The organism is Sphingopyxis flava (assembly GCF_900168005.1).
GTDB lineage: Bacteria > Pseudomonadota > Alphaproteobacteria > Sphingomonadales > Sphingomonadaceae > Sphingopyxis > Sphingopyxis flava.
The window spans coordinates 22,749-45,703 of sequence record NZ_FUYP01000028.1; the positions used below are offsets into that span (position 1 = coordinate 22,749).

Genomic DNA, 22,955 nt, shown 5'->3' on the forward strand with positions numbered 1-22,955 from the left:
TGGCGGTCAATCCTCGATCTGGAAAGTCAAACCGGCCTCGCGCGTCAGCCGGCCGATGAGCAGCTCACCCAATAGCGCGCCGGGTGTCCAAACACCGCCTTCGCCCTTGCTTTCGAGCAATGCCATAGCTGTTTCTGCGAGCATTTTTGAAGTGGAGCCATAGCCCGGGTCGCGGTCGCCCTGAACGCTTGCCCGGACCTCGCGGCCGTCTGGATACTCGCCGATGAAGAGAATGTCGTAAAAGCCTTGTTCGCGCTGTTCCTTGCTCGGGCCCTCGCCAGGTTTCAGCTTCGCGTCGCCGAAGGGATTGGCTTTCGCCATCGCCTCGGCCATCGCCTTGCCGGCATCGCCGATCGTTGTCATCACCATCTCGTCATAGACGAGGTCCTTCCCCCAGATATGACCGAGGAGGAAATTGGTGCGGTGGACATTCTTGGTGTTGATCGGCGCCATCACGAATGGCGCCGTCCAGGTCCCCGCCGCGGGATCATATTCGGGGATGAGGCCGGTTGGTTGATGCGGTCCCTCGAACCCGGGGGTAAGGGCAAAGGATGACTGGAGGAGAAGCGCGAGCGAAGGCTTTTTGGCAACAGCCCTCAAGGTTTCGCTGAGGCTCGCGATAGTGCCGCCCGAGGCGCCGCCTTGCATCTTGCGCACCCGGCCCTTGACGCGCGGTGCGGGGATGCCGTGGCGCTTCACCGCCTCCGCCTGCAGGAACAGCACACCAAGGTCGAACGGGATCGAATCGAACCCGCAGCTGAAGGTGATGCGTGCACCCGACTGCTGAGCGGCCGCCTGATGCGTGTCGATCATCTCGCGCATCCAACCCGGCTCGCCGCACAGATCCGCGTAGGCGGTTCCTTGGCGAACGCAGGCGGCGACGAGTGCGCTGCCGTAGAGCTGATAGGGACCGACGGTCGTCAGGATGACGCGAGTGCGCGCTGCCATCGCATCGAGGCTTTGTGGGTCGCCCGCGTCGGCGATGACCAGCGGCGTGTTGCCGGGCGCGCCGATCAGCTCGCGCACTTCGGCGAGCTTGCCCGCGCTGCGCCCCGCCATCGCCCATTTGGGCGCGTCTCCTCTCCCTGCGTAATGCGCGGCAAGATATTCCGCAACGAGCCGCCCGGTGAATCCCGTGGCGCCATAGACGATGATGTCGAACTCGCGCGTGTCCGCCATGGGAGCCTCCCTTTACGTAAACGTTAAGTGGAGGCTAGCGCAGGCCGAAAGAGATGCCAAGCGCGAAGCGTCATCGACGCCAGAAAGGACGCTTTTCCACGATGACGGCGGATTCGCCGGCCATCTCGGCGCGGCCTTCTGCGCGCGCGGCGCGCAGCTCAGCTTCGCTGGCGCGGCGTTCGGCCTCATATTTTGCATGCTCGTCGCGCCGGCGCTGGCGAAGGGCGTCATAGCTCCAGCGCGTATGACCATAGCCGAAGAGGCAAAGCAGGCCGCCGGCGATTGCAAGATTCTTCATGGCGGCCATTGCCTGCACCGGGTCGGTGAACTCGCGGTGGAAGAAGAGGATGGTGAGGAGCACGAAGACCGCAAGGAGGATCGACCACAGCCGCGTGGCGACCCCGAAGATGAGGCACAAGGCCGCGAGAAGCTCGAATAAGCCCGTCGGCACAGCGAGGGCGCCGGGAAGCCCTGCGGCGGCAATCATTGCATGGGTGTCCGACACATGGATCAGCTTGCTGATCCCGGAGACGAGGAAAATGACGGCGATGAACAGGCGGCCGAAGAAGACGGCGATCATGGACATGGGGGATCCTCCGTTTTTCGCGCCCCGTCCGCTTGTGCGAAGGACGCTCGGGACGCCGGGAGGTTCCGCCTGTTGACGGGGGCGAGGAGATCAGAGCTTTGGCTGCCGTCGGCCCGCCCGTTCAGAGCTTTGGCAGGGTCACGCCCTTCTGCCCCATATATTTTCCTGCCCGATCGGCATAGCTCGTCTCGCATGGCTCATTGCCCTGGAGGAACAGAAACTGGCACGCGCCCTCGTTCGCATAGATCTTGGCCGGAAGCGGGGTGGTGTTCGAAAATTCGAGCGTCACATGGCCTTCCCAGCCGGGCTCGAGTGGGGTCACGTTCACGATGATCCCGCAGCGTGCGTAAGTCGATTTGCCGAGGCAGATGACAAGGATGTCGCGAGGGATACGAAAATATTCTACCGTGCGGGCGAGTGCGAAACTGTTTGGCGGGATGATGCAGACGTCGGTTTCGCGGTCCACGAAACTGTTCGATGCAAAATCCTTGGGGTCGACGACGGCGCTGTCGACATTGGTAAAGATCTTGAATTCGGGCGCGACGCGCGCGTCATAGCCGTAGGAAGAGAGCCCGTAGCTGATGCAACCGTCGCGGCGCTGCGCCTCGACGAACGGCTCGATCATGCCCTGCGTCCGGGCGGCTTGGCGAATCCATTTGTCGGAAAGAATGGCCATGGTTTCTCTTGTCGGCACGGCGCGCGTTGCGCAAGCGGTCAGTCAGCGATGAGCCCGAGATCCTTGGGGCCGAAGGCTGCGGGCAAGAGTTCGCTCAGCCTATAGCTCTTCACGGTGCGGCCATCGGCTGAGGCGCAGTGGACGGCGATGTCCTTTTTCGAACGTTCCGCAGCTTCGTTCAATATCTGCCGGCACCGGCCGCAGGGGTGGACCGGGTCGCTCCCAAGCAGCGCATCGCCCTCCGCTCGTCCTCCGATAATCGCGACCGCGCTAAGCCGGTCGAGCCAGCCTTCGTTGGCGATCTTGGCGATCGCGGCGGTTTCGGCGCACAGCGTCAGGCCATAGCTTGCATTTTCGACATTCGCGCCGGTGACGACATCGCCATTGTCGAGGAGCAGCGCGGCGCCCACTTGAAAGCCCGAATAGGGGGCGTAAGCGCGGGCTGCGGCGTCGCGTGCGGCGGCGATCAGAGCGTCGCGGGCTTCATGGTCACTCATCACTCAATCCTTCGGCGCGGACGACGTTCCAGCCGACGGTACCACGAGCGCCCGACAACCGCACATAGTCATTGGCCTGCCACATCGCCCAGGGATGAGCGCCATAATCGGGGGTGAAGAAATTGCGGCGCAGCCATGTGGTGCGCGCGATCCCGCTTGTCACCTTGTAGTCGGCCTCCAGCTTCGGACCGGGCGCGATCAGGCTGCGCTTGCCCATATGCGCCTCGATCTGGGCAAGGAAGGTCGCAAGTTCGCTCAACAGCAGCGCGCGCGTGGGCCGGTCGGGGCACCGATTGTCATAGTCGAGCCAGACGGCCGCCGGCAGTGCATCGATCCTTCGCGGTACCTGGCGAATGAAATTCGCAGCCTGATCCGTCGCAAGCCTGCAAAGATCGTAGCGATGGATTGGCCCTGTGCGCATCCCTGCTTCGCGCGCTGCGGCCATGTTGCGCGCATACATGGGGTCGACCCGGCGGTCGCCGTCGGTCGCAAAAATATAAGCAAAGTCCGCGCCCGCGGCCTTGATCGATCCCCAGTGCACGTCGCCGTTGTCCGCGTCGATCGTGACCCCCTGCAGCGGATATCTCTCGCGTGGCGGGGTCCAGCGCGCCGCCCACCAGAGGGCGAGCCCGATCGCGAGCAGGATAAGCGCAGCGAGCGCGAGCGTGCGGCGCAGCCAGTGCAGAATCGCCCCGCGCCAATTTCGCCGAGGCTTGGCCCGCCCCTTGCGCCTCGTGAATGTCGCCCCCATTGCCACCCGTCAGCCCTTGATATGGAGAACGCAAATCAGCGTGAAGAGCCGTCTTGCGGTATCGAAATCGACCGCGATCTTGCCGTCGAGGCGGTCCATCAGCATCTCGGCCGCCTCATTGTGCAGCGCGCGCCGCGCCATGTCGACCGTCTCAATCTGCTGCGCGGTCGCCGTCTTGATGGCCTGATAATAGCTGTCGCAAATGGCGAAATAATCGCGGATCGGGCGGCGGAACCGCCCAAGTCCGAGGATAATCGCCTCGAGCGCAGATCCGTCCTCGCGGCTGATTTCGAAGATCAGCCGCCCTTCCTCGACCCGCAGCCGCAGCCGGTAGGGCCCGGCATAACCGTCGGGATGTCCACGCTGAGGGACAAATTTATTATCTTCAATAAGGTCGAAAATCGCGACCCGGCGCTCCTGCTCGACATCGGGGTTGCGCCAGACGATCGAACTCTCGTCGAGCTCGACCGAAATGATGCGCTGCTTCGAGGGGTCGAGATCGGTCATGCCGGTTGTGCTTCTACTTGGCGCGCAGCGAAGGGCAAGGGCGACTTATTCACAGCATTCCACAGTTATGATAGACTTGAGAATATCGCCGGTTGCGCTGCAGCGACCAGCAAAGCATGAAGACCCTATGCCCGAGCTTGCCCTCATTCCCGCCCCGGCTTCGTCCGGGGACGACCGTCAATTGCCGCGCAATGTCGAGGCTGAAGCGGCTTTTCTGGGCGCGATTCTGATCGACAATCGCGTCGTCGAGGATTTGCCCGTCCAGCTCACCCCTGCACATTTCTTCGAGCCGCTTCATGGCCGCATTTTCGCGCAGGCGATGGCGCTGATCGAGCGCAACAGCATTGCCACACCCGTTACGCTCAAGCCCTATTTCGAAAATGACGAGGCGATGAAGGCAGTCGGCGGGGTCGGCTACCTTGCGCAGCTCACCGGGAGCGGTGCGGGACTGATCGGTGCGCGCGACTTTGCACGGCAGATATACGACCTTGCGCTGCTGCGCGAGCTGGTCGATGTCGGCCGCACGCTGGTCGACAGCGCGCTGGATACCAGCGAAAGCGTCGATCCGCAGGCGCAGATCGAAGAGGCCGAGACCGCGCTTTATCGCGTAGCGGGCGGCGAAGCCGAGATGGGCTCGGTGAAGAGCTTCAGCGCTGCGAGCCTCACAGCGCTCCAAGCGGCCGAACGCGCGCTCAATTCCGGCGGACATTTGTCGGGTATCACCACCGGTATCAGCAGCATGAACGCCAAGATCGGCGGCATGCACAACAGCGATCTGATGATTCTTGCGGGTCGTCCGGGCATGGGCAAAACGTCGCTGGCGACCAATATCGCCTATAACGCCGCCGAGCGATATCGCCGCGACGACGAAGACGGCATTCCACCTGAAAAGAATATGGGCGCAAAGGTCGCTTTCTTCAGCCTCGAAATGTCGGCTGACCAGCTCGCGACGCGCGTTCTTGCCGAGCAGTCGGGCGTATCGGGCGAGGCATTGCGCATGGGCAAGATCAGCAAGGATCAGTTCCAGCAGCTAAGCCGCGCTGCGCAGCAACTTCAAACCCTGCCCTTATACATCGACGACACACCCGGCTTGACGATCGCCGGCCTGCGCACCCGCGCGCGCCGGCTTCAGCGGCGTCACGGCATCGGCTTCATCGTGGTCGACTATCTTCAGCTTCTTCAAGGATCCTCGCGAAGCGGTGACAACCGCGTGCAGGAGATTTCGGAAATCTCACGTGGTCTCAAGACGTTGGCTAAAGAACTTAATGTGCCCGTGATGGCGTTATCGCAGCTCAGCCGTCAGGTTGAGAGCCGTGAAGACAAGCGCCCGCAGCTCTCGGACCTTCGCGAGTCCGGCTCGATCGAGCAGGACGCAGACATGGTGCTTTTCGTATTTCGCGAAGATTATTATGTCGCGGCGCGCGAACCCAAGCGTCCGGTTGAAGGCGACGATGTCAAGATCCACGCAGCGCACGAGGAATGGGCGGCCGAGATGGAGCGGGTATTCGGGCTCGCCGAAGTGATCGTCGCCAAATCGCGTCACGGCTCGACTGGCAAAATTCGCCTGCACTTCGACGCCAAGACGACGAAATTCAGCGATCTGGCCGACGAAAGCCAGGCCTATGCCGACTATGAGTAGGCATTCCTCCGATCGAAAGCTAAGCGTCGTCCTTGCGACTGTGATTAAAAGGCCGGATCGTTCGCGGGGTCTTCGGCGAGCGGGGTCACGGCCTCGTGGATGCCGCATTCTGTCTTGTCCCAGCCGCGCCAACGGCCCGCACGCGGGTCCTCGCCGGGCTTGACCTTCGAGGTGCACGGCGAGCAGCCAATCGAAGGATAGCCTTGTGCCTCGAGCGGATGACGCGGAAGCTTGTGCGCCTCGAAATAGGCATCAAGATCCTCGCGCGTCCAGTTCGCGAGCGGATTGAACTTCAGCCGTCCGCTGCTCCCATCGAGCTCGAAGCGGGGCAGGCCTTGACGGGTGGACGACTGAAAGCCCTTGCGGCCCGTGATGGAGGCGTCGTAAGCGGTCAGCGCCTTTTCGAGCGGCTTGACCTTGCGTATCTCGCAGCAACCGTCGGGGTCATAAGACCAGCGCAGTTCGGTCGCGTCCTTCTTCGCAAGCTCTTCTGTATCGGGGGTCAGGTTGACGACGTTGAGACCGAGGCGCGCCGCCAGCTCGTCGCGATAAGCGAGCGTTTTAGGGAAATGTTTGCCCGTGTCGAGGAACAATATCGGGATGTCGGGCGCGATCTGCGTCACCAGATGGAGCAGCACCGCGCTTTCGGCGCCAAAGCTCGAGACGATCGCTGTATCGCCGATCAGTCCCGCTCCAAGCACGCTTGCCACCGCTTCCGCTGCGTCCTGACCGCGGAAGAGATTGTTGAGGCGGATGACGTCGGCTTGGGTGAAGCGCGGCGCCACATTTATCCGGTCGCGATGTCGTTCTTCCCCCTTGTCGCCGCTCGCAGCGCGCGCCGCCGAGACATCTGCCGGTCGGGGGTGACCATGAGCAGCCTCGACTTCGCTCGATGCGAACGGGATCTTGGAGGTGTCAGCCATGCCGGAGCTTCCAGATCGGCACAGCGCCGTCGGCGGCGTGCTGATAGACATGCGGATATCGGCTGAGCGCGGCGTCAACATCGGCGCGGTTCAGCCCCGCCTGCGGGGCAAAGCTGTCAAAACCGCAGCGGCGCATGAAGAAGACGAGATCGACGAGCACATCGCCTTCGGCACGGATTTCGCCCTCATAGCCCGCCTCGCGCAAGATTCGCGCTGAGGTAAAGCAGCGGCCATCGCGAAAGCGCGGGATCCCGATCTCAACCAGTTTCACCCTCGAAAGATGGGGGATCAGTCGGCGCGGATCGTCGCCCGCCTCGATCCGCACCGCGCTTGCGCTATCCTGCGCCAGGAAAGCATCGAGCGAGACCGCGGGTTCCTCGACCGGATCGTCGTTCCGGAAACGCAGAGCCTCAGCCATAAATAGCCTCCTTGAAGGCGTCGAAGCCGACGCGACGATAGGTATCGAGGAAACGTTCGCCCTCGGTGCGATGACTGCGGTAGCATTCGATCGCGCGCTCGACGGCATCGACCACGCCGTCTTCGTCGAAACCGGGTCCGGTAATCTTGGCCTGCGTGGTATCCTCCGCGCCCGACCCCCCAAGCAGCAGCTGGTAATTCTCGGTGCCTTTGCGATCGACGCCGAGAATGCCGATATGCCCCGCATGGTGGTGACCGCAGGCGTTGATGCAGCCCGAGATCTTGATCTTGAGCTCGCCGAGGTCGCGCTGGCGGTCGAGGTCGGCGAACCGCTGCTGGATCTTCTGCGCGACCGGAATCGATCGTGCGTTGGCAAGGGTGCAATAATCGAGCCCGGGGCAGGCGATAACGTCGGTCACAAGATCGAGGTTGGCGTCCGCGAGCCCTGCATCGCGCAACGCTTCCCAAACCGCGTAAAGATCAACCTTGCGGACGTGCGGCAGGACAAGATTTTGCGCATGCGTCACGCGGACATCGTCAAAACTGTAGCGCTCGGCGAGGCCGGCGACGATCTCCATCTGCTCGGCGGTGATATCGCCGCCGATGCCGCCGATCGGCTTCAGGCTGATATTCGCGATCGCATATCCCGGCGCCTTGTGCGCGATCACCTGCTGATCGACCCAGATCGCAAAATCGGGGTCGGCTCGGTCAATCTCATCGGCTAGGCCGGTTTCAAACGGGGGCGGCGCGAAATGGGCCGCGATCCGGTCATATTCGGCCTGCGGAAAGTCCGTTCCGAGCGTCAGGAAATGCTGGAACTCTTCCTCGACCTGGCGGCGGAACTCCTCCTCGCCGAGGTCATGGACCAGTATCTTCATCCGCTGCTTGTGGATATTGTCACGGCGCGCGTGATGGTTCCAGACGCGCAGGATCGCCTGGATATAGGAGAAAATCTGCGACGCGGGGCAAAAGTCACGAATCTTGTAAGCGATGAAGGGTGTGCGCCCCATGCCGCCGCCTGCGTAGACTTCAAAGCCCTCCTCGCCCTTGTCGTTGCGTACGATACGCAGCGCACAGTCGTGCCAGCGCAGCGCCGCACGGTCGGCGGCGGAGGAGATGACCGCGATCTTGAACTTGCGCGGCAGGTAGCTGAATTCGGGATGAAAGGTTGTCGCCTGCCGCAAGAGCTCTGCCCACGGACGCGGGTCGCAGATCTCGTCAGCGGCGGCGCCCGCATATTGGTCGGCCGAAATATTGCGGATGCTTTCGCCGCTGGTCTGGATCGCATGCATCTCGACCGTCGCGAGCTCGGCAAGAATGTCGGGCGCCTCTTCAAGCTTGATCCAGTGATACTGGAGATTCTGGCGCGTGGTGAAATGCCCGTAGCCACGGTCATATTTGCGCGCGATTTCCGCAAGCTTGCGAAGTTGGCTCGAATTGAGCGTGCCGTAGGGAATGGCGACGCGCAGCATATAGGCATGAAGCTGCAGATAGAGACCATTTTTGAGCCGGAGCGGCTTGAACTGGTCGTCATTCATCTCGCCCGCGATGCGGCGGCGGGTCTGGTCGCGGAATTCCTCAACGCGCGCGTCGACCATCGCCTGATCATATTGGTCATATTTATACATGTCAGATCACCCAGTCGCCGGCCGCCGGATCGGCGGGTTTCAGTGTCAGGTCGGGGCGGACCGTCGGCCCAAGGGCACGGATGCGGTCCTTGATATGGGAAGGGCGCGGCCCGTCCGGCGTATTCTCGGCGGTGATAATATAGCCGCCGTTCACCCGGCGCGCGCCGTCCTCGGCGGCGAGGATCGCCTCGCCCTGATCGCCGACGTCGACGGCGTCCTCGACATGGCGCGACCAGCCGCGGCCGGTCCACCAGATCACAGCGCCCGATTTCAGGTCGTTGCCCGTCAAAAGCTGCATGAAAAATCCCTCGTTGAAGTCGTGAAGGCCGCGGCGCCGAGGCAGTCGAGCGCGTCGGCGCGCGCCGCTACCTTGCCCACGACGATGAGCGCAGGGCTCTTGACCGCTTCGCGTTCCACAAGGTCGCCGAGGTCGGTCAGCAGCGTGCGAAGCACCCGCGCATCGGCTGCGGTGCCGCGCTCGATCACCGCAACCGGCAGTCCAGGCGAGACCCCGTCGGTAATCAGCTTGTCGGCGATCGCCGATGCCGTTGCGAGCCCCATGTAAATGACAAGCGTGCGGCCGTGCCCGGCGAGCCCTGACCAGTTCTGGTCCGTCAGATCCTTGCACTGCCCCGCAACGAAGCTTACGGCGCTTGCGTCGGCGCGGTGGGTGAGAGGGAGGCCGGCCTGGGCGGCACAGCCCGCCGCTGCAGTGATGCCAGGGACAACCTCGCAATCGATGCCCGCTTCGCGCGCAGCGTCAAGCTCCTCACCGCCGCGCCCGAAAATGAAGGGATCGCCGCCCTTCAGGCGAACCACCTGCTTGCCGGCGCGCGCCTCGCGAACGAGCAGCTCGTTGATCTTCTCCTGCCGCATCGAGTGACGGCTGCGCTGTTTGGCGACGCTGACCCGTTCCACATCGGGCGGGATCAAGGCGAGCACATCGTCGCTGACAAGCCCGTCATGAACGACGAGATCGGCGCGTGTGAGCAGTCGGGCGGCACGCAGCGTCAGCAGGTCGGGATCGCCGGGACCGGCGCCGACGAGCCACAGCTTGCCTGCAAGCGGAGGAGTCTTTTCCATGCCGCGTAGATGAGCGGCGGGCGTCCATATGGCAAAGCAGGCTTTTTTGATGCCGGTGAAGGTAAAATTGCGCCCACGATCGTCCGCAAAGCAGACCCGGTGCCGGCGCCCGCAGATCGAGAGCGCAGCGCAGACTAGGGATCGCCTCCATGCCGGAAGCTGGTTACAGAAACCCCTTGCGGATCAATGGGGGTTTGCCATCCTGCGTATCGCGCAGTCCCACCCCGATCGAGGCGCGAAGCGCGTCGCTTTCGCTGCTCGCGACCGGGTAGGCGCAATAGTCGGCGGCATAGAAGGCGCTGGGGCGATGATTGCCCGAGAGGCCGATGCCTCCGAAAGGAGCGGCGGAAGAGGCCCCGTTGGTGGGGCGGTTCCAATTGATAACGCCGGCACGTGCGTTCGCCCAGAATTGGTCGTAAAGCTGTGGTGTCCCGCCGATCAGCGCGGCGGAAAGTCCAAAGGCCGTGTTGTTGGCCTCCGCGATCGCGGCCTCGAAGCTTTCGACGCGGATGACCTGCAGCAACGGCCCAAACAGCTCGATATCGGGGCGCTCGGCCATGGCGGTGACGTCGATGATACCGGGCGTCAGAAAGGGGCGGCCTGCCTGCGGCCGCGTCATGTGGCGGATGACCTGGCCGCCGCTCGACATCAGGACGAGGAAGCTCTCAGTCAGGCCGTCCGCCGCCTCATTGTCGATCACCGGTCCCATATAGGGTGCGGGATCGGCGTGCGGATGATCGACGATCAACCGATTCGCGAGCGACTTCACTTCTTCGAGCAACCCGTCGGCCAGGGCGTCCTTGATGATCAGCCGGCGGGCATTGGTGCAGCGCTGCCCCGCGCTCAGAAAGGCCGACTGGACGACGAGAATGGCGGCGGCGCGAAGATCGGCGGTGTCCCAGACCACAATGGGGTTATTGCCCCCCATTTCGAGCGCAAGCATCTTGCCGGGCGTTGAGGCGAACTGGCGGCTGAGGGCAAGCCCGGTGCGTGCCGAGCCGGTAAAGAGCAGCCCGTCGATCCCCTCGTGCGAAGCGAGCTCTCTTCCCGTCGCAGGGCCTCCGATCACCAGGCGCAGCACCTCATTGGGGACGCCCGCGCTATGGAAGAGTTCGACAAGTTTCGCGCCGGTCGCCGGGGTTTTTTCGGACGGCTTGAACAGAACCGAATTGCCCGCGAGCAGCGCGGGTGTGATATGGCCGTTGGGCAGGTGTGCCGGGAAATTATAGGGGCCGAGCACGGCCAGCGCGCCGTGCGGTTTGTGGCGCACCGCGTTGCGCAGCCCCATCGCGCCCTCGATGCGGCGGTTCGGGGTGCGCTCGGCATAGGCCTTTACCGAAATGTCGACCTTGTTTGCGACCGATTCGACCTCGGTGCGCGCTTCCCAGAGGGGCTTGCCCGTTTCACGCGCGATCAGATCGGCGAGCGTCTCGGCCTCCGCTTTCACCCGGTCGGCGAACCGGCGGAGCGCTTCGGCGCGAAAGGTGACGGCCTGTGCCGCCCAGGCGGGCCATGCACGGCGGGCAATCTCGACCTCGTCGTCGACGCGGCTGACGGGCCCGCGCCATAGGCTTTCGCCGGTCGCGGGTTCGAAAGAAAGCAGCTCTTCGCTCATGGTCGCTCGCCTCTTATCGGTGAAAGCGAGTGGCGGCAACCGCGCCGACCGCGATGCACCGCTTGCACGGCGCCGCCGGGTTGGCGATAGACGGCGTCTGGAAACGCGCAAAAAGGGGACGGGCCATTTCGGTCGAGCAGGACATCCGGGCCGCAGGGCGCGACTGGACAGATCATTTCTGGATGTCCGCCGACGGCATCCGGTTGCACGCCCGCGTCTATGCCCGCCCCGGGGAAGCCGGGGACGCGCCGCCCATACTCTGCATGCCCGGTCTTGCGCGCAATGCCCGCGACTTCGAGGCGCTCGCGCCGCACCTTGCGAAGACGCGCAGAACCATCGTTGTCGAGTTTCGCGGCCGCGGTGAAAGCGCCTATGCCAAGGATCCTATGACCTACGTCCCGCCGATCTATGTCGAGGATGTTTCGCTGCTCTTGGATGAGCTCCAGATTGGCCGCTTTGCGACAATCGGCACATCGCTCGGCGGGCTGGTATCGATTCTGATGGCGGCCAGCATGCCCGGGCGGCTCGTCGGCGCCGTCCTCAACGACGTCGGCCCCGAACTCGAAGCGAAGGGGCTCGAACGCATCCGCGACTATATCGGGGCCGGCGGCAGCCAGCCGACATGGGTCCATGCGGCGCGCGCCTTGGCGCAACTCAATTCGACCGTGTATCCCGATTATGGTCTTCACGACTGGCTGCGCCTCACCAAACGCACCCATCGGCTGACGCCTGAGGGGCGGATCGTCACGGATTATGACAAGCAGATCGCGGCCCCGCTGCGCCTGCCAGCGCCCGAGCAGCCAGTCGACCTGTGGCCGGCCTACCGGGCCTTCGGCGACATTCCGGTGCTGGTGCTGCGCGGCGCGCTTTCGGACATTCTGGCAAGGCGGGCGGCAGCGAAGATGGCCAGGATGCTGCCGCGCGCGCGGGTCGTTGAAGTGCCCGGCGTCGGGCACGCGCCGACGATGGACGAACCCGCCGCCGTTGCGGCGGTCGATGCTTGGCTCGCGGACCTGCCCGCATCGTGACCGGCCGCGAGCACCCGGTCCGCATCCTGCACCTCCATTCGAGCTTCTCGCTCGGCGGCAAGGAAGCGCGCGCGGTGCGCCTGATGAACCTCATGGGAGATCGTGCGCAGCATGTGATCCTCTCGGCAATGCCCGGCGCGCTCGGCGCGCGCGACGCGATCGCGCCGGGGATAAAGGTGAATTTCCCGCACGATGCGCCGCCGCTTTACGGCAAGCCGTCGCTCGCCCGCTACCGCGACCTGGCTGCCTATATGCAGCACTTCGACCTCGTTCTCAGCTATAATTGGGGGGCGATGGACGCAGTTATGGCGCGCCGCGTCTTTGCGCCGTTTATGCGCTTGCCGCCGCTCGTTCACCATGAGGACGGGTTCAACGAGGATGAGAGCGTCCAGCGCAACTGGAAGCGCAATGCGTTTCGCCGTCTCGCGCTCCCGGCTACAGAGGCGCTGGTCGTGCCGTCGGTTCTGCTCCAAAAGATCGCCGCCGCCGAATGGAAGATGAGTGCGCGCACGCGGCTGATCCGCAACGGGATAGACGTGTCTGCCTATTCTCGAAGTCCGACCATGCTGATCCCCGGCCTCGTGCGGCGTGCGGGCGAGGTCGTGATCGGCACGGTTGCCGGCCTGCGCAAGGTCAAGGATTTGCCGCGGCTCGTTCGCGCAGTGGCAATTCTGCCGCCGCATGTGAGACTGGTAATCGTTGGCGAGGGTCCCGAGCGCGCGGCGATTGCCGCCGAGGCGGTGGCCTGCGGCATGCAGGATCGGCTCGTCATGCCCGGCTTCATGCCCGAGCCAGCGCGCTGGATCGGCCATTTCGACCTGCTTGCCCTGTCCTCGCTTAGCGAACAGGCACCGATTGCAGTAATCGAAGCGATGGCGGCGGGCCTTCCGGTCATCAGCCCCGATGTCGGCGACGTCGCAGCGATGGTGGCGCACGAAAACCGGCCGTTCATCCCGGGCGATGAAGCGGCGTTTCGCGCCGCACTGCTGAGGCTGGCAGACGATGGAGCGCTTCGCGCGGCCCTTGGCGCGGCGAACCGGCGCGCGGCCGCAGAAGGATTTGACGAATCAATGATGGTCGATTCCTATGAAAGGCTCTATGCTCGCTCGCTTGAAGGCTATGGTCTTTTCAGCGGACGCTGGATGGGGATCGATTGACAAAGAGGACCGTCTTCCGCTTACGGAAACGGTAGGGGTCGGCTCGCGGGTGCGCAGCCGGCGGACAGAAAGAGGTTCTGAAGTGTTCAAAGGTTTGAAGCCCATCGTCTACGGCGGACGCGAAGTCTGGCCGCTGGTCGAGGGTGGCAAGGGCGTATCGGCGACCAATCATCGGTCGAGCGGCGCTTGGGCCGCGGCAGGCGGCATCGGCACTGTGTCGGCCGTGAACGCCGACAGCTATGATGCCGAAGGCAAGATCATCCCGCAAATCTATCGCGCCCTGACACGGCGTGATCGACACGACGAACTTGTGAGCTATGCGATCGACGGTGCGGTCGAGCAGGTGAAGCGCGCCTACGACATTGCAAGCGGCAAAGGCGCCATCAACATCAACGTGCTTTGGGAAATGGGCGGCGCGCAGCGCGTGCTCGAAGGTGTGCTCGAAAGGACGAAGGGGCTCGTCACCGGCGTCACCTGCGGGGCAGGCATGCCTTATAAATTGAGCGAGATCGCGGCGCGGCATAATGTTCATTATCTGCCGATCATTTCGTCGGCGCGCGCGTTTCGTGCGCTGTGGAAGCGAGCCTATCACAAGGTTGCCAACCTCATGGCAGCGGTCGTCTACGAGGATCCCTGGCTCGCCGGCGGACATAATGGTCTATCGAATGCCGAGGACCCGCTGGTCCCCGAGGATCCCTATCCGCGCGTCAAGGCGCTGCGCGACACGATGCGCGCCGAGGGAATTGCAGACGATGTGCCGATCGTGATGGCAGGCGGCGTCTGGTACCTGCGCGACTGGGAGCATTGGATCGGCAATCCGGAGCTTGGCCAGATCGCCTTCCAATATGGGACGCGGCCGCTGCTGACCGAAGAAAGCCCGATCCCGCAGGCATGGAAAGACCGCCTCCGCACCCTCGACGAAGGCGACGTGCTGCTTCACCGCTTCTCGCCCACGGGATTTTATTCCAGCGCGGTGCGAAACCCCTTCTTGCGCGATCTCGAGATGCGCTCGGAACGCCAGATTCCCTATTCAAAGCAGGAGGCGGGCGACCATATCGTTCAGCTCGATGTCGGGGTGAAGGGCAAGAATTTCTGGGTTACGCCCCACGATCGCGCCCGCGCGCGGGACTGGGTGGCCGAGGGATATAGCGAAGCCTTGAAGACCCCCGACAACACGGTGGTCTTTGTGACCGAGGACGACAAGGCGATGATCCGCAAGGATCAGGCTGATTGCATGGGATGCCTCTCGCACTGCGGCTTTTCATCGTGGAAGGACCATGATGATTATTCGACCGGCTATCTCGCCGACCCTCGCAGCTTCTGCATCCAGAAAACGCTGCAGGACATCGCGCACGGCGGCGACACCGAACAGAATCTGATGTTTGCAGGTCATGCCGCGTTCAACTTCAAGACCGACCCCTTCTATTCGAACAACTTCACCCCAACGGTGAAGCAGCTGGTCGACCGGATTTTGACGGGGGATTAATTCTGATACCTCGTCTCAGCGCAAGCCGGGACGATGGATGTCAGACCCATCCCTCCAGCACCTGGTCCGGCGGCCGGTGGCCGTCGCTCCAGGCGCGGATGTTGGCGATGACTTTTTCGCCCGATGCCTCGCGTCCTTCGATTGTCGCTGACGCGAGGTGCGGAAGGAGAACGGCGTTGTCGAGCGCGAGCAATTCGGGGTCGACTACCGGCTCCTGCGCATAGACGTCGAGGCCCGCGCCCGCGATCCGGCGGCTCTTGAGCGCCGCGATCAGCGCCTTTTCGTCGACGATCTCCCCGCGCGCGGTGTTGATGAGGTAGGCGGTCGGCTTCATTGCCGCAATGCGCGCGGCGTTCACCATTTCGTGCGTTTCGCTGGTGTGCGGGCAGTGGATTGTGACCACGTCACTGATGCGAAGCAGCGTGTCGATACTCGCATGATAGCTCGCGCCGAGTTCCTGCTCGACTTCGGCGGGCAGGCGTTTGCGGTTATGATAGTGAATCGAAAGGCCAAAGGCGCGGGCGCGGCGGGCGACCGCCAGCCCGATGCGACCCATGCCGATGATGCCGAGCAATTTGCCTCCAACGCGGTGGCCCAGCATCGTGCTGGGCGCCCAGCCCTCCCACTTGCCCGAGCGCATCAGCTTTTCGCCTTCCGCGAGCCGGCGAGGGACGCTGAGGATCAGCGCCATTGTCATGTCCGCGGTGTCTTCGGTGAAGACCCCCGGCGTGTTCGAGACCATGATGCCTTTCGCGCGCGCCGCGGCAAGATCGATATGGTCGACCCCGGCTCCGAAATTGGCGATCAGCCTGAGCCGCTCCCCGGCGGCGTCGAGAATTTCAGCGGTAATATTGTCGGTCACCGTCGGCACCAGGACGTCGCAATCCGCGACGGCGGCTTTCAGCGCCTCGACCGAAAAGGCGCGGTCGTGCGCCGATAGCACGACCTCGAACAGCTCAGCCATGCGCGCCTCAACGTGCGGCATGAGCTGGCGGGTGACGATGACGCGCGGGCGTTTGGGGCGAGGCGAATCGAGCATGGCCGCCGATAGAGCGCGGCCGCCGCCGGGGGTCAAGAGGCCGCGGCCGCGAAGGCAGGGCGATCGCATTTGACCGAGGATGGTTTTGGGGAAGGCGTTGGACCATCCGGAGCGTTTGCGTTTTCTCCTGATGGAGATTTCGGGTTTGGCGGTTCGCAGGACATTGAGGGCGAGCTTGCGCAAGGTTGCGAGATTTTCGGGGGCATGGTCCTTTCGGCTGCGGCGCGGCCGGCTGGCGTGTCGAACGAGCGCCGCAATGTCTTGCCGTCGATGGCGGCAACGCCGGCACCCGCTTCGCCAAGAGCGGTCAGAAACTGCTCGAAGCAGCGTGCAAAGGCTGCCGAATCCAGCTGCCGGAAAATCCGGGAGAAGCTGTCATGGCTGGGAACCCCATTCTCAAGGCGCAGAAATTCCCGGAACAGATCCTCGCGATCCACCGCGAAATCCGCAAAATCCGAACAACTCTCCGCCCCGCAAATCGACGCCGTCAGCGCCATCGTCAGCACTTCCAGCAGATCGTGACGCCGCGCGTTGCCCGTTCGCGGATCGCGAAGATCATCAAACGCCGCGGCAAACCAGGACATGGATATCCTCCTCCTTATTGCGGAGGACACCCAAAGAATCCCTATCAACTCATCGCGCTACTATATTTTTCAAATGCGATTCGCCTGGGCGGGTTGGCTTGAGCGTCACTGGCTCAAAAGCCTACGCGACGACCGACACCAAATGTCGGCACTTATTGACAAGTGCCGACATTTTGTATCATCAAGGCCGCATGAACGTAGCAGCAACCCTGTCAGACAAGGCTATTGCCATTGCCCGTTCGCGCGGGATCGCGCGGGCGCGGGATTTCCGCGAAGCGGGCATCCCGCCGGCGAGCATCGCGCGCCTGTGCGAACAGGGGCAGCTCGTCCGGCTTGCGCGCGGGCTGTATCAGCTCGCCGACGCCGAGGACATTGACGCGGCGCATAGCCTCGCCGAAGCCGCGCGGCTCGCACCGCACGGCGTCATCGCGCTCCTGTCCGCGCTGCAATATCATGGACTGACCACGCAGCTCCCACACACAGTCTGGATCTGCTTCCATCACAAGGCGCGAATTCCGCGAACGCTGCCCTTCCGCATCGAAACGGTGCGTGCGTCGGGTGAAGCCTTTGAAGCGGGCCGCATGACGGCCGAAATCGAAGGCGTCGCCGTGCCGATCTACGATCCGGCCAAAACCATCGTCGATTGCTTTAAGTATCGCAGCCGGGTTGGTCTCGACGTGGCGATCGAGGCACTGCGCGACGGTCTGCGTCGGCGCAAGGCGACTCATGCCGATCTCCGACGCTACGCCACGATCTGCCGCGTCCAGAACGTCATGCGTCCCTACTTGGAAAGCCTGTCGTGACGAAGCCGCCGCAGAAGCGCGATATGGCGGTGTCGGTCCGCCAACGCCTGCTCGACCAGGCGCGCGCCTCCGGTCAGGACTTTCAGCGCCTCCTTGTCCGCTACGGCATCGAACGGCTGTTGTATCGTCTGTCCCGAACGAATGCGCGCAACCGCTATGTCCTGAAAGGCGCGATGTTGTTCGCCGCATGGGCGGATGCGCCGTTCCGGGCCACCGGCGACCTCGACCTGCTAGGCTTCGGGGACGATGATGTGGACGCAGCGCGAACGATCTTCGCGGACCTTTGTCGCTTGGAACCGGACACCGACGCATCGGCGGATGGCCTGATCTTCGTCGCGGACAGCGTGAAGGTTGAACGCACGCGCGAGGATGAAGATTATCGCGGCCTGCATGTCCGGCTCGAAGCGTGCCTGAAGAGCACACGCATCCCCATCCTGATCGACATTGGCTTTGGCGATCCGGTCCACCCCGCGCCGCTCGATCTCGACTATCCGCGCCTCATCCCCGATCTGCCCCCCGCGCATATCCGGGCCTATCCCGCGGAAAGCGTGATCGCGGAGAAGTTCGATGCGATGGTCCGCTTCGATGCCGACACGACGCGGCTCAAGGATCATTACGACATATGGGCGATCACCGAGACATTCCCCTTCGATGCGGGAACGCTGCTCGAAGCGGTGCGCCGGACGCTCAATGCGCGCGCTAGGCCGATCCCGGTCAACTGGCCCGCCGGCCTGACTCCGGAATTCGGGAAGCGGCCGGACAAGCTCGCTCAATGGCGAGCCTTCCTCAATCGCGCCGCGCCGACGCTGGAGCCGCCGTCCTTTCCCGAACTGATCGACCGACTACGGCTTTTCCTCGGTCCCGTTATGCACGAACTGTCGGCGGCCGAAGGGGGCGGACAGCTTCACTGGTTCCCCGGTCGTGGATGGAATCAACTATAAGAACCGAGCAGCAAACTAGCCAGGCTGCCCGTTGTTAGTCAGTCGAATGCCCTAACGGCATTCATCGATCAAGTTGTAGAGCTTGTCATTGCCGTCTGCCCGGCGTCATCCATCTCCCTAGCCGGGTGCAGCCGGAACCCGCAGACAAAAATCGTGAAGATCAGCGCGCGAAAGGTCGGCGCATAGCCGCTGCCAAAGGAAAGTTGATGAACACGTCATCGGTCGACGTCCCCGCTTGGTCGCCAAGCCTATTTCTTTCGGCTGATGCTCCTGACGGCAGCATTGGTCTCCTTGATCGAGATCGACGCGCCCTTGCTCGAGGCCGGAAACAGAATGAAGCAGCCGGTCGCGGCACTGTCTGGCAGTGCAGGGCATCGGCGGTGACAAGCTGGCCCGTGAGATGCGGGCATTCCAGAAGCGCTCTTGCGGCAAGGATTTCGCTGTCGCCTTCCCCCGGACGGAAGCTTTCCTGGCCGATGACGGTGCGTGTCCACGAGGCAAAGGCCGTCACCACCGCCAGCGGCGATCGGCCGGCTGCCGTGTCGAACGAGCGCCGCAGTGTCTTGCCGTCGATGGCGACAACACCGGCACCCGCTTCGCCAAGAGCGGTCAGAAACTGCTCGAAGCAGCGTGCAAAGGCTGCCGGATCCAGCAGCCGGAAAATCCGGGAGAAGGTGTCATGGCTGGGAACCCCATTCTCAAGGCGCAGAAATTCCCGGAACAGATCCTCGCGATCCACCGCGAAATCCGCAAAATCCGAACAACTCTCCGCCCCGCAAATCGACGCCGTCAGCGCCATCGTCAGCACTTCCAGCAGATCGTGACGCCGCGCGTTGCCCGTTCGCGGATCGCGAAGATCATCAAACGCCGCGGCAAACCAGGACATGGATATCCTCCTTACTGTGAAGGACACCCAAAGAATCCATATCAACTCATCGCGCTACTATATTTTTCAAATGCGATTCCGCTGGCCGCGAAGGGCTGTGGACGACGGGTCGTTTGCACGCTGCGGCCGGTTGATAATCTATGCCGATTTTGACAAGGGTTGGCCATGACCAGCCGAAGATTTGCCCTGATTTCGCTCAGTCTTGCCGTCATCGGCCCCGCCGCTGCTCAGTCGTCCAGTCCCGAGCTGCCCTATTGGGCCTCGATCAGCGTCGATGAGGCACGGATGCGAAAGGGGCCGTCGCCCGACGTGCCGGTGATCTGGGAATATCGGCGCCGCGACCTCCCAGTGAAGGTGATTGCGCGACATGAAAACTGGCGCAAGGTCGAGGATCCCGACGGCACGCGGGGCTGGATGGCTGCGCGCCTTTTGAGCCGCACGCGAACCGCGATCGTCACCGGCGGGGTGCGTCCGATGCGCCAGTCGCCCGATCCTGCAGCAGCGGTCTCCTATCGCGCCGAGGCCGGCGTGGTGGGGCGCATCACCGATTGCAAGAAGGGCTGGTGCCTGTTCGACGTCAAGGGGAAGCGCGGCTGGATCGAAGCCGACCATATCTGGGGCGACTGATGCCCCCTGCAGCAGTGCGCAGGAGAGTGCCGGACGGTCGCCTGTCCGGCCCTCATACTGTCTCCTCGCTCAGCGCCGGCGGAAGTGGTTATAATAGACTTTGATCACCTTGCCGCTGCGCACGTTGACCAGCAGCAGGTCATTATAGTGTCGGACATAGGCGATATTTCGTCCCGCCTTAGGCAGGCCCCAGCGACTGTCGTAATTTAACCGGTAGGCCGGTGCGTAGTAGGTGGGCCGCAGCGTCGATCCAATCCGGAACTGCCGATATTTGAATGGTGCGCGCCAGTTCTGATAGCGATTATCGCGGCGCCAGTCGCGCAAATCCTCGCGATATTCCTTGCGCGCTTCGCGCAGATCGCGCTGCTGCTTGCGCACGTCGCGCGCGTCGCCGTGACGTATGGCCTGACGTACGTCGCGCTTCTGCTCGCGGATCTCCTGGCGGTCACGGCGAAGCTCACCGGTCTGTGCCTGTGCCGCCGCGGGTGCCATCATCGCGACAATCAGGCCGGCGGTGAGAAATTTCATCTTCTTCATATTGCCAATCCTTTGCATCCGTCAGGGGGAGGGGATCTGCCCGATGACTGAGAAAGGAATAGGCGGCCCGATTTGAACGGCGTTGGAATGCCGCGTTTATATTCGGGTCAGGAGTGTCGCAATGTGTCGCGACTTTGTCGCAGCGCCATGGGGCCCGCAGCCCTATCTGACAAGGCGCACCCGCGCTTCTCCCCCCGGAAACCTCTGCGGCCCATATCCGCTCGTTCTTCGCGGTAATCACATAGATCGGCCTGCGCGCTGCAAAGACCGAGAAGATGTGGATTTCGGTGGGAATCGGGTCGAGCAGATGCGAAACAACAAGCGTCTCTGCTCCCTTGTCGACGGGCAGCTCAAGGCAAGCGTTGGTGAAAATGCGCTCGGCAATAATCCTGCCATGCTTCACCTCGGCGCGATAATGACCACCGAGCGGAATGCTGCTCGTCTGCGTCTGGGGGGTCAACAAATAGACAAGATCGGCGCCGGCCGTTCCCGCATGAGGCAAAATGACGCGGTTGAATGGCCGGTCGGCGCATTGCATCTTCCCTTCGGAGGAAACAGCATCCGACGCAGCGACGAGCCGTGCTTCCTCGGCGGAAAGTCGATCGTCGCCTTCGATGCGCAGTCTTGCGTCCTCGACCTTCGTTTTGCCAATCCACACCGGGAAAAAGATAGCGCGGTGAGGGGAGCCGGGATCCCCCCGTATAATGGGTCACCCGCTAGCTCTCGCCCTCGGGCGTGAGCACCCAGCCGCGGATCGTCTCCAATGTCGCCTCGGGCACCGCTGCCAAGAGCGCGTCGGTCGTGGGCCAGGCGGCCTGATCATATGTGTAAAGACTTTGGGCCGGGCTGCCCGCCGTCTGAACGGCTTCTGCGTCGTTGGCTGACATGGGTGCGGGCAAAACCTCGCCTGGCTTCGCCTGCACGGGCGTCGCGGCCGCCGCGGCGCCAGCGAGTGCAGGAGTAAGCCCGCGTATCAAACCAGCTCGATGGCGACTGCGGTCGCTTCGCCGCCACCGATGCAAAGGCTCGCGATGCCCCGCGTCTTGCCGTGGCGTTGCAGCGCGGCGATCAGCGTCGTGATGATGCGGGTGCCGCTCGCCCCGATGGGATGGCCGAGCGCCGTCGCGCCCCCGTGCACATTGATCTTGTCGCGCGGGATGCCAAGATCGTGCATGGCAAACATCGCAACGCAGGCGAAAGCCTCATTGATTTCGAACAGGTCAACATCGCCGATCGTCCAGCTCGCCTTGGCCAGGACCTTGTTGATCGCGCCGATCGGAGCGATGGTGAAATCCTTGGGATCCTGTGCATGCGCGGCATGCGCTACGAGCTTGGCGACCGGTCTTTTGCCCTTAGCCTCGGCGACCGATTGCCGCGTCAGAACAACTGCGGCGGCACCGTCCGAAATCGAGCTGCTGGTTGCGGCGGTAATGGTGCCGTCCTTGGCAAAGGCCGGCTTCAGCGTCGGGATCTTGTCGGGCATCGCCTTGCCCGGCGCTTCATCGGTATCGACAACGACATCACCCTTTCGACCGGCGATGGTCACTGGCGCAATTTCGCTCGCAAAAGCGCCGTCGGCGATCGCCGCCTTGGCGCGGCCAAGCGACTCCAGCGTGTACTCATCCTGCGCCTCGCGGCTGAGCTGATAGGCGTCGGCCGTATCCTGCGCGAAGGTGCCCATTGCGCGTCCCGCTTCATAGGCGTCCTCGAGCCCGTCGAGAAACATATGGTCATAAGCGGTGTCATGCCCGATGCGCGCGCCCGAGCGGTGCTTCTTGAGGAGGTATGGCGCGTTGGTCATCGATTCCATGCCGCCTGCGACGACGAGGTCGATGCTGCCCGCTGCAAGCGCCTCGGCGCCCATGATCACGGTCTGCATCCCCGAACCGCACACCTTGTTGACGGTGGTGGCCTGAACCGACTTGGGAAGGCCCGCCTTGATCGCAGCTTGCCGCGCCGGAGCCTGGCCGAGCCCGGCGGGCAGCACGCAGCCCATGTAGATGCGTTCGATGTCGTCGCCCTTGACGCCCGCGCGCTCGACCGCAGCCTTGACCGCGGTGGCGCCCAGATCGGTCGCGCTCGCGTCCGACAACGCGCCCTGCATGCTTCCCATTGGGGTGCGGGCATAGGAGAGGAAAACGACGGGATCGGTGGCGGTCATGGATTAAGACTCCGTAGGGGAAAGAAGGTCTGAGGTTGAATTAGCCGAAATGCTGCACCTGCGAAAGAGGGGAGGGGCAAGCGGGCAGGGGAATCGCTTCAGGTTAACACGGTGTCTTTGGTGAGGAGTTTTTGGAGGTAGTCTGGGTAGAGATTGGCGAGTCTTCGCCGGACCTTGATGCTGTGCTTATCGTCCTGAGCGCGCA

General features: G+C 63.2%; 24 protein-coding genes and 3 pseudogenes. 7 read left to right on the plus strand and 20 right to left on the minus strand.

Features of this window, described 5'->3' with window-relative positions:
- Positions 1-6: 6 nt before the first annotated feature.
- The 6 genes from B5X69_RS17000 to B5X69_RS17025 form a co-directional block, all read right to left on the minus strand.
- Positions 7-1,179 (minus strand): saccharopine dehydrogenase family protein, encoded by a 1,173-nt coding sequence (locus B5X69_RS17000; RefSeq protein ID WP_079639787.1) that lies wholly within the window; start codon positions 1,177-1,179, stop codon positions 7-9.
- Positions 1,180-1,249: 70 nt separating this feature from the next.
- Entirely contained in the window at positions 1,250-1,765 is a 516-nt protein-coding gene (locus B5X69_RS17005) for a DoxX family protein (protein ID WP_079639788.1), read from the minus strand.
- A gap of 121 nt (positions 1,766-1,886) precedes the next feature.
- Complete coding sequence (gene dcd / locus B5X69_RS17010; RefSeq protein WP_079639789.1) at positions 1,887-2,441, minus strand: dCTP deaminase; 555 nt, start codon at positions 2,439-2,441, stop codon at positions 1,887-1,889.
- A gap of 38 nt (positions 2,442-2,479) precedes the next feature.
- Positions 2,480-2,938: a cytidine deaminase gene (locus B5X69_RS17015; RefSeq protein WP_079639790.1), complete on the minus strand. Its 459-nt coding sequence runs from the start codon at positions 2,936-2,938 to the stop codon at positions 2,480-2,482.
- Entirely contained in the window at positions 2,931-3,689 is a 759-nt protein-coding gene (locus B5X69_RS17020) for a glycoside hydrolase family 25 protein (RefSeq protein WP_079639791.1), read from the minus strand. The genes B5X69_RS17015 and B5X69_RS17020 overlap by 8 nt, the downstream gene beginning before the upstream one ends.
- A 9-nt stretch (positions 3,690-3,698) precedes the next feature.
- A complete protein-coding gene (locus B5X69_RS17025; RefSeq protein WP_079639792.1) occupies positions 3,699-4,196 on the minus strand; it encodes a UPF0262 family protein in 498 nt (165 codons plus the stop codon).
- A 127-nt stretch (positions 4,197-4,323) separates the two neighbouring features.
- Here B5X69_RS17025 and B5X69_RS17030 point away from each other — a divergent pair, with 127 nt between their 5' ends.
- Positions 4,324-5,835 (plus strand): replicative DNA helicase, encoded by a 1,512-nt coding sequence (locus tag B5X69_RS17030; protein WP_079639793.1) that lies wholly within the window; start codon positions 4,324-4,326, stop codon positions 5,833-5,835.
- 44 nt (positions 5,836-5,879) lie between these two features.
- Here the strand turns inward: B5X69_RS17030 and B5X69_RS17035 are convergent, their stop codons facing one another.
- The 6 genes from B5X69_RS17035 to astD all read right to left on the minus strand — a co-directional run bounded on the left by B5X69_RS17035 (position 5,880) and on the right by astD (position 11,501).
- Positions 5,880-6,758 carry a phosphoadenylyl-sulfate reductase gene (locus B5X69_RS17035; protein ID WP_079639794.1) on the minus strand — a complete coding sequence of 293 codons (879 nt, stop codon included), beginning with the start codon at positions 6,756-6,758 and terminating at the stop codon, positions 5,880-5,882.
- On the minus strand, positions 6,751-7,176 hold the full coding sequence (locus tag B5X69_RS17040) for a DUF934 domain-containing protein (protein WP_079639795.1): 426 nt from the start codon (positions 7,174-7,176) through the stop codon (positions 6,751-6,753). Before B5X69_RS17040 ends, B5X69_RS17035 begins: the two co-directional genes overlap by 8 nt.
- Entirely contained in the window at positions 7,169-8,803 is a 1,635-nt protein-coding gene (locus tag B5X69_RS17045; protein WP_079639796.1) for a nitrite/sulfite reductase, read from the minus strand. The genes B5X69_RS17040 and B5X69_RS17045 overlap by 8 nt, the downstream gene beginning before the upstream one ends.
- A 1-nt stretch (position 8,804) precedes the next feature.
- Positions 8,805-9,101, minus strand: coding sequence for a DUF2849 domain-containing protein (locus tag B5X69_RS17050; protein WP_079639797.1), 297 nt, complete (start codon positions 9,099-9,101; stop codon positions 8,805-8,807).
- The gene (gene cobA, locus B5X69_RS17055; protein WP_079639798.1) at positions 9,089-9,886 is read right to left on the minus strand and encodes a uroporphyrinogen-III C-methyltransferase; all 798 of its coding nucleotides are present in this window, start codon (positions 9,884-9,886) and stop codon (positions 9,089-9,091) included. The genes B5X69_RS17050 and cobA overlap by 13 nt, the downstream gene beginning before the upstream one ends.
- A gap of 163 nt (positions 9,887-10,049) precedes the next feature.
- The gene (gene astD / locus B5X69_RS17060; protein WP_079639799.1) at positions 10,050-11,501 is read right to left on the minus strand and encodes a succinylglutamate-semialdehyde dehydrogenase; all 1,452 of its coding nucleotides are present in this window, start codon (positions 11,499-11,501) and stop codon (positions 10,050-10,052) included.
- A 182-nt stretch (positions 11,502-11,683) separates the two neighbouring features.
- Here astD and B5X69_RS17065 point away from each other — a divergent pair, with 182 nt between their 5' ends.
- The 3 genes from B5X69_RS17065 (at position 11,684) to B5X69_RS17075 (ending at position 15,172) form a co-directional block, all read left to right on the plus strand.
- Positions 11,684-12,529, plus strand: a complete 846-nt coding sequence (locus B5X69_RS17065; protein ID WP_245798787.1) for an alpha/beta fold hydrolase — start codon at positions 11,684-11,686, stop codon at positions 12,527-12,529.
- Complete coding sequence (locus B5X69_RS17070) at positions 12,502-13,686, plus strand: glycosyltransferase (protein ID WP_079639800.1); 1,185 nt, start codon at positions 12,502-12,504, stop codon at positions 13,684-13,686. The genes B5X69_RS17065 and B5X69_RS17070 overlap by 28 nt, the downstream gene beginning before the upstream one ends.
- An 82-nt stretch (positions 13,687-13,768) precedes the next feature.
- Positions 13,769-15,172 (plus strand): NAD(P)H-dependent flavin oxidoreductase, encoded by a 1,404-nt coding sequence (locus B5X69_RS17075; protein ID WP_079639801.1) that lies wholly within the window; start codon positions 13,769-13,771, stop codon positions 15,170-15,172.
- A 40-nt stretch (positions 15,173-15,212) separates the two neighbouring features.
- On the opposite strand, the gene B5X69_RS17080 is transcribed toward B5X69_RS17075, so the two are convergent.
- The 3 genes and pseudogenes from B5X69_RS17080 to B5X69_RS17085 form a co-directional block, all read right to left on the minus strand.
- Positions 15,213-16,211, minus strand: coding sequence for a 2-hydroxyacid dehydrogenase (locus B5X69_RS17080; protein ID WP_079639816.1), 999 nt, complete (start codon positions 16,209-16,211; stop codon positions 15,213-15,215).
- A 63-nt stretch (positions 16,212-16,274) separates the two neighbouring features.
- Positions 16,275-16,433, minus strand: a pseudogene (locus B5X69_RS22485) (ISAs1 family transposase); the annotation flags it as partial.
- A gap of 8 nt (positions 16,434-16,441) precedes the next feature.
- Positions 16,442-16,795 (minus strand): annotated as a pseudogene (locus B5X69_RS17085) (ISAs1 family transposase); the annotation flags it as partial.
- A 191-nt stretch (positions 16,796-16,986) separates the two neighbouring features.
- On the opposite strand from B5X69_RS17085, the gene B5X69_RS17090 reads away from it, so the two are divergent.
- The gene (locus B5X69_RS17090; RefSeq protein ID WP_079639802.1) at positions 16,987-17,598 is read left to right on the plus strand and encodes a type IV toxin-antitoxin system AbiEi family antitoxin domain-containing protein; all 612 of its coding nucleotides are present in this window, start codon (positions 16,987-16,989) and stop codon (positions 17,596-17,598) included.
- On the plus strand, positions 17,595-18,539 hold the full coding sequence (locus B5X69_RS17095; RefSeq protein ID WP_079639803.1) for a nucleotidyl transferase AbiEii/AbiGii toxin family protein: 945 nt from the start codon (positions 17,595-17,597) through the stop codon (positions 18,537-18,539). The genes B5X69_RS17090 and B5X69_RS17095 overlap by 4 nt, the downstream gene beginning before the upstream one ends.
- Positions 18,540-18,897: 358 nt before the next feature.
- On the opposite strand, the pseudogene B5X69_RS17100 reads toward B5X69_RS17095, so the two are convergent.
- Positions 18,898-19,425: pseudogene (locus B5X69_RS17100) on the minus strand (ISAs1 family transposase); the annotation flags it as partial.
- Between the two features lie 165 nt (positions 19,426-19,590).
- Here B5X69_RS17100 and B5X69_RS17105 point away from each other — a divergent pair.
- On the plus strand, positions 19,591-20,052 hold the full coding sequence (locus tag B5X69_RS17105; RefSeq protein WP_079639804.1) for an SH3 domain-containing protein: 462 nt from the start codon (positions 19,591-19,593) through the stop codon (positions 20,050-20,052).
- Between the two features lie 69 nt (positions 20,053-20,121).
- Here B5X69_RS17105 and B5X69_RS17110 read toward each other — a convergent pair whose 3' ends face one another.
- The 4 genes from B5X69_RS17110 to B5X69_RS17125 are packed head-to-tail and all read right to left on the minus strand — an operon-like array spanning position 20,122 to position 22,750.
- Positions 20,122-20,589: an RcnB family protein gene (locus B5X69_RS17110; RefSeq protein ID WP_079639805.1), complete on the minus strand. Its 468-nt coding sequence runs from the start codon at positions 20,587-20,589 to the stop codon at positions 20,122-20,124.
- Entirely contained in the window at positions 20,510-21,247 is a 738-nt protein-coding gene (locus B5X69_RS17115; protein ID WP_079639806.1) for a hypothetical protein, read from the minus strand. The genes B5X69_RS17110 and B5X69_RS17115 overlap by 80 nt, the downstream gene beginning before the upstream one ends.
- 58 nt (positions 21,248-21,305) lie before the next feature.
- The gene (locus B5X69_RS17120) at positions 21,306-21,566 is read right to left on the minus strand and encodes a hypothetical protein (RefSeq protein WP_079639807.1); all 261 of its coding nucleotides are present in this window, start codon (positions 21,564-21,566) and stop codon (positions 21,306-21,308) included.
- On the minus strand, positions 21,563-22,750 hold the full coding sequence (locus tag B5X69_RS17125) for a thiolase family protein (protein WP_079639808.1): 1,188 nt from the start codon (positions 22,748-22,750) through the stop codon (positions 21,563-21,565). Before B5X69_RS17125 ends, B5X69_RS17120 begins: the two co-directional genes overlap by 4 nt.
- Positions 22,751-22,955 lie beyond the last annotated feature (205 nt).

Coding starts and splice junctions, on each gene's coding strand:
- B5X69_RS17015 (WP_079639790.1), bottom strand. CDS start 2,938: ATGAGTGACCATGAAGCCCGCGACGCTCTGATCGCCGCCGCACGCGAC.
- B5X69_RS17040 (WP_079639795.1), bottom strand. CDS start 7,176: ATGGCTGAGGCTCTGCGTTTCCGGAACGACGATCCGGTCGAGGAACCC.
- B5X69_RS17000 (WP_079639787.1), bottom strand. CDS start 1,179: ATGGCGGACACGCGCGAGTTCGACATCATCGTCTATGGCGCCACGGGA.
- B5X69_RS17020 (WP_079639791.1), bottom strand. CDS start 3,689: ATGGGGGCGACATTCACGAGGCGCAAGGGGCGGGCCAAGCCTCGGCGA.
- dcd (WP_079639789.1), bottom strand. CDS start 2,441: ATGGCCATTCTTTCCGACAAATGGATTCGCCAAGCCGCCCGGACGCAG.
- B5X69_RS17065 (WP_245798787.1), top strand. CDS start 11,684: ATGTCCGCCGACGGCATCCGGTTGCACGCCCGCGTCTATGCCCGCCCC.
- B5X69_RS17050 (WP_079639797.1), bottom strand. CDS start 9,101: ATGCAGCTTTTGACGGGCAACGACCTGAAATCGGGCGCTGTGATCTGG.
- cobA (WP_079639798.1), bottom strand. CDS start 9,886: ATGGAAAAGACTCCTCCGCTTGCAGGCAAGCTGTGGCTCGTCGGCGCC.
- B5X69_RS17005 (WP_079639788.1), bottom strand. CDS start 1,765: ATGTCCATGATCGCCGTCTTCTTCGGCCGCCTGTTCATCGCCGTCATT.
- B5X69_RS17105 (WP_079639804.1), top strand. CDS start 19,591: ATGACCAGCCGAAGATTTGCCCTGATTTCGCTCAGTCTTGCCGTCATC.
- astD (WP_079639799.1), bottom strand. CDS start 11,501: ATGAGCGAAGAGCTGCTTTCTTTCGAACCCGCGACCGGCGAAAGCCTA.
- B5X69_RS17045 (WP_079639796.1), bottom strand. CDS start 8,803: ATGTATAAATATGACCAATATGATCAGGCGATGGTCGACGCGCGCGTT.
- B5X69_RS17035 (WP_079639794.1), bottom strand. CDS start 6,758: ATGGCTGACACCTCCAAGATCCCGTTCGCATCGAGCGAAGTCGAGGCT.
- B5X69_RS17110 (WP_079639805.1), bottom strand. CDS start 20,589: ATGAAGAAGATGAAATTTCTCACCGCCGGCCTGATTGTCGCGATGATG.
- B5X69_RS17090 (WP_079639802.1), top strand. CDS start 16,987: ATGAACGTAGCAGCAACCCTGTCAGACAAGGCTATTGCCATTGCCCGT.
- B5X69_RS17025 (WP_079639792.1), bottom strand. CDS start 4,196: ATGACCGATCTCGACCCCTCGAAGCAGCGCATCATTTCGGTCGAGCTC.
- B5X69_RS17125 (WP_079639808.1), bottom strand. CDS start 22,750: ATGACCGCCACCGATCCCGTCGTTTTCCTCTCCTATGCCCGCACCCCA.
- B5X69_RS17030 (WP_079639793.1), top strand. CDS start 4,324: ATGCCCGAGCTTGCCCTCATTCCCGCCCCGGCTTCGTCCGGGGACGAC.
- B5X69_RS17080 (WP_079639816.1), bottom strand. CDS start 16,211: ATGCTCGATTCGCCTCGCCCCAAACGCCCGCGCGTCATCGTCACCCGC.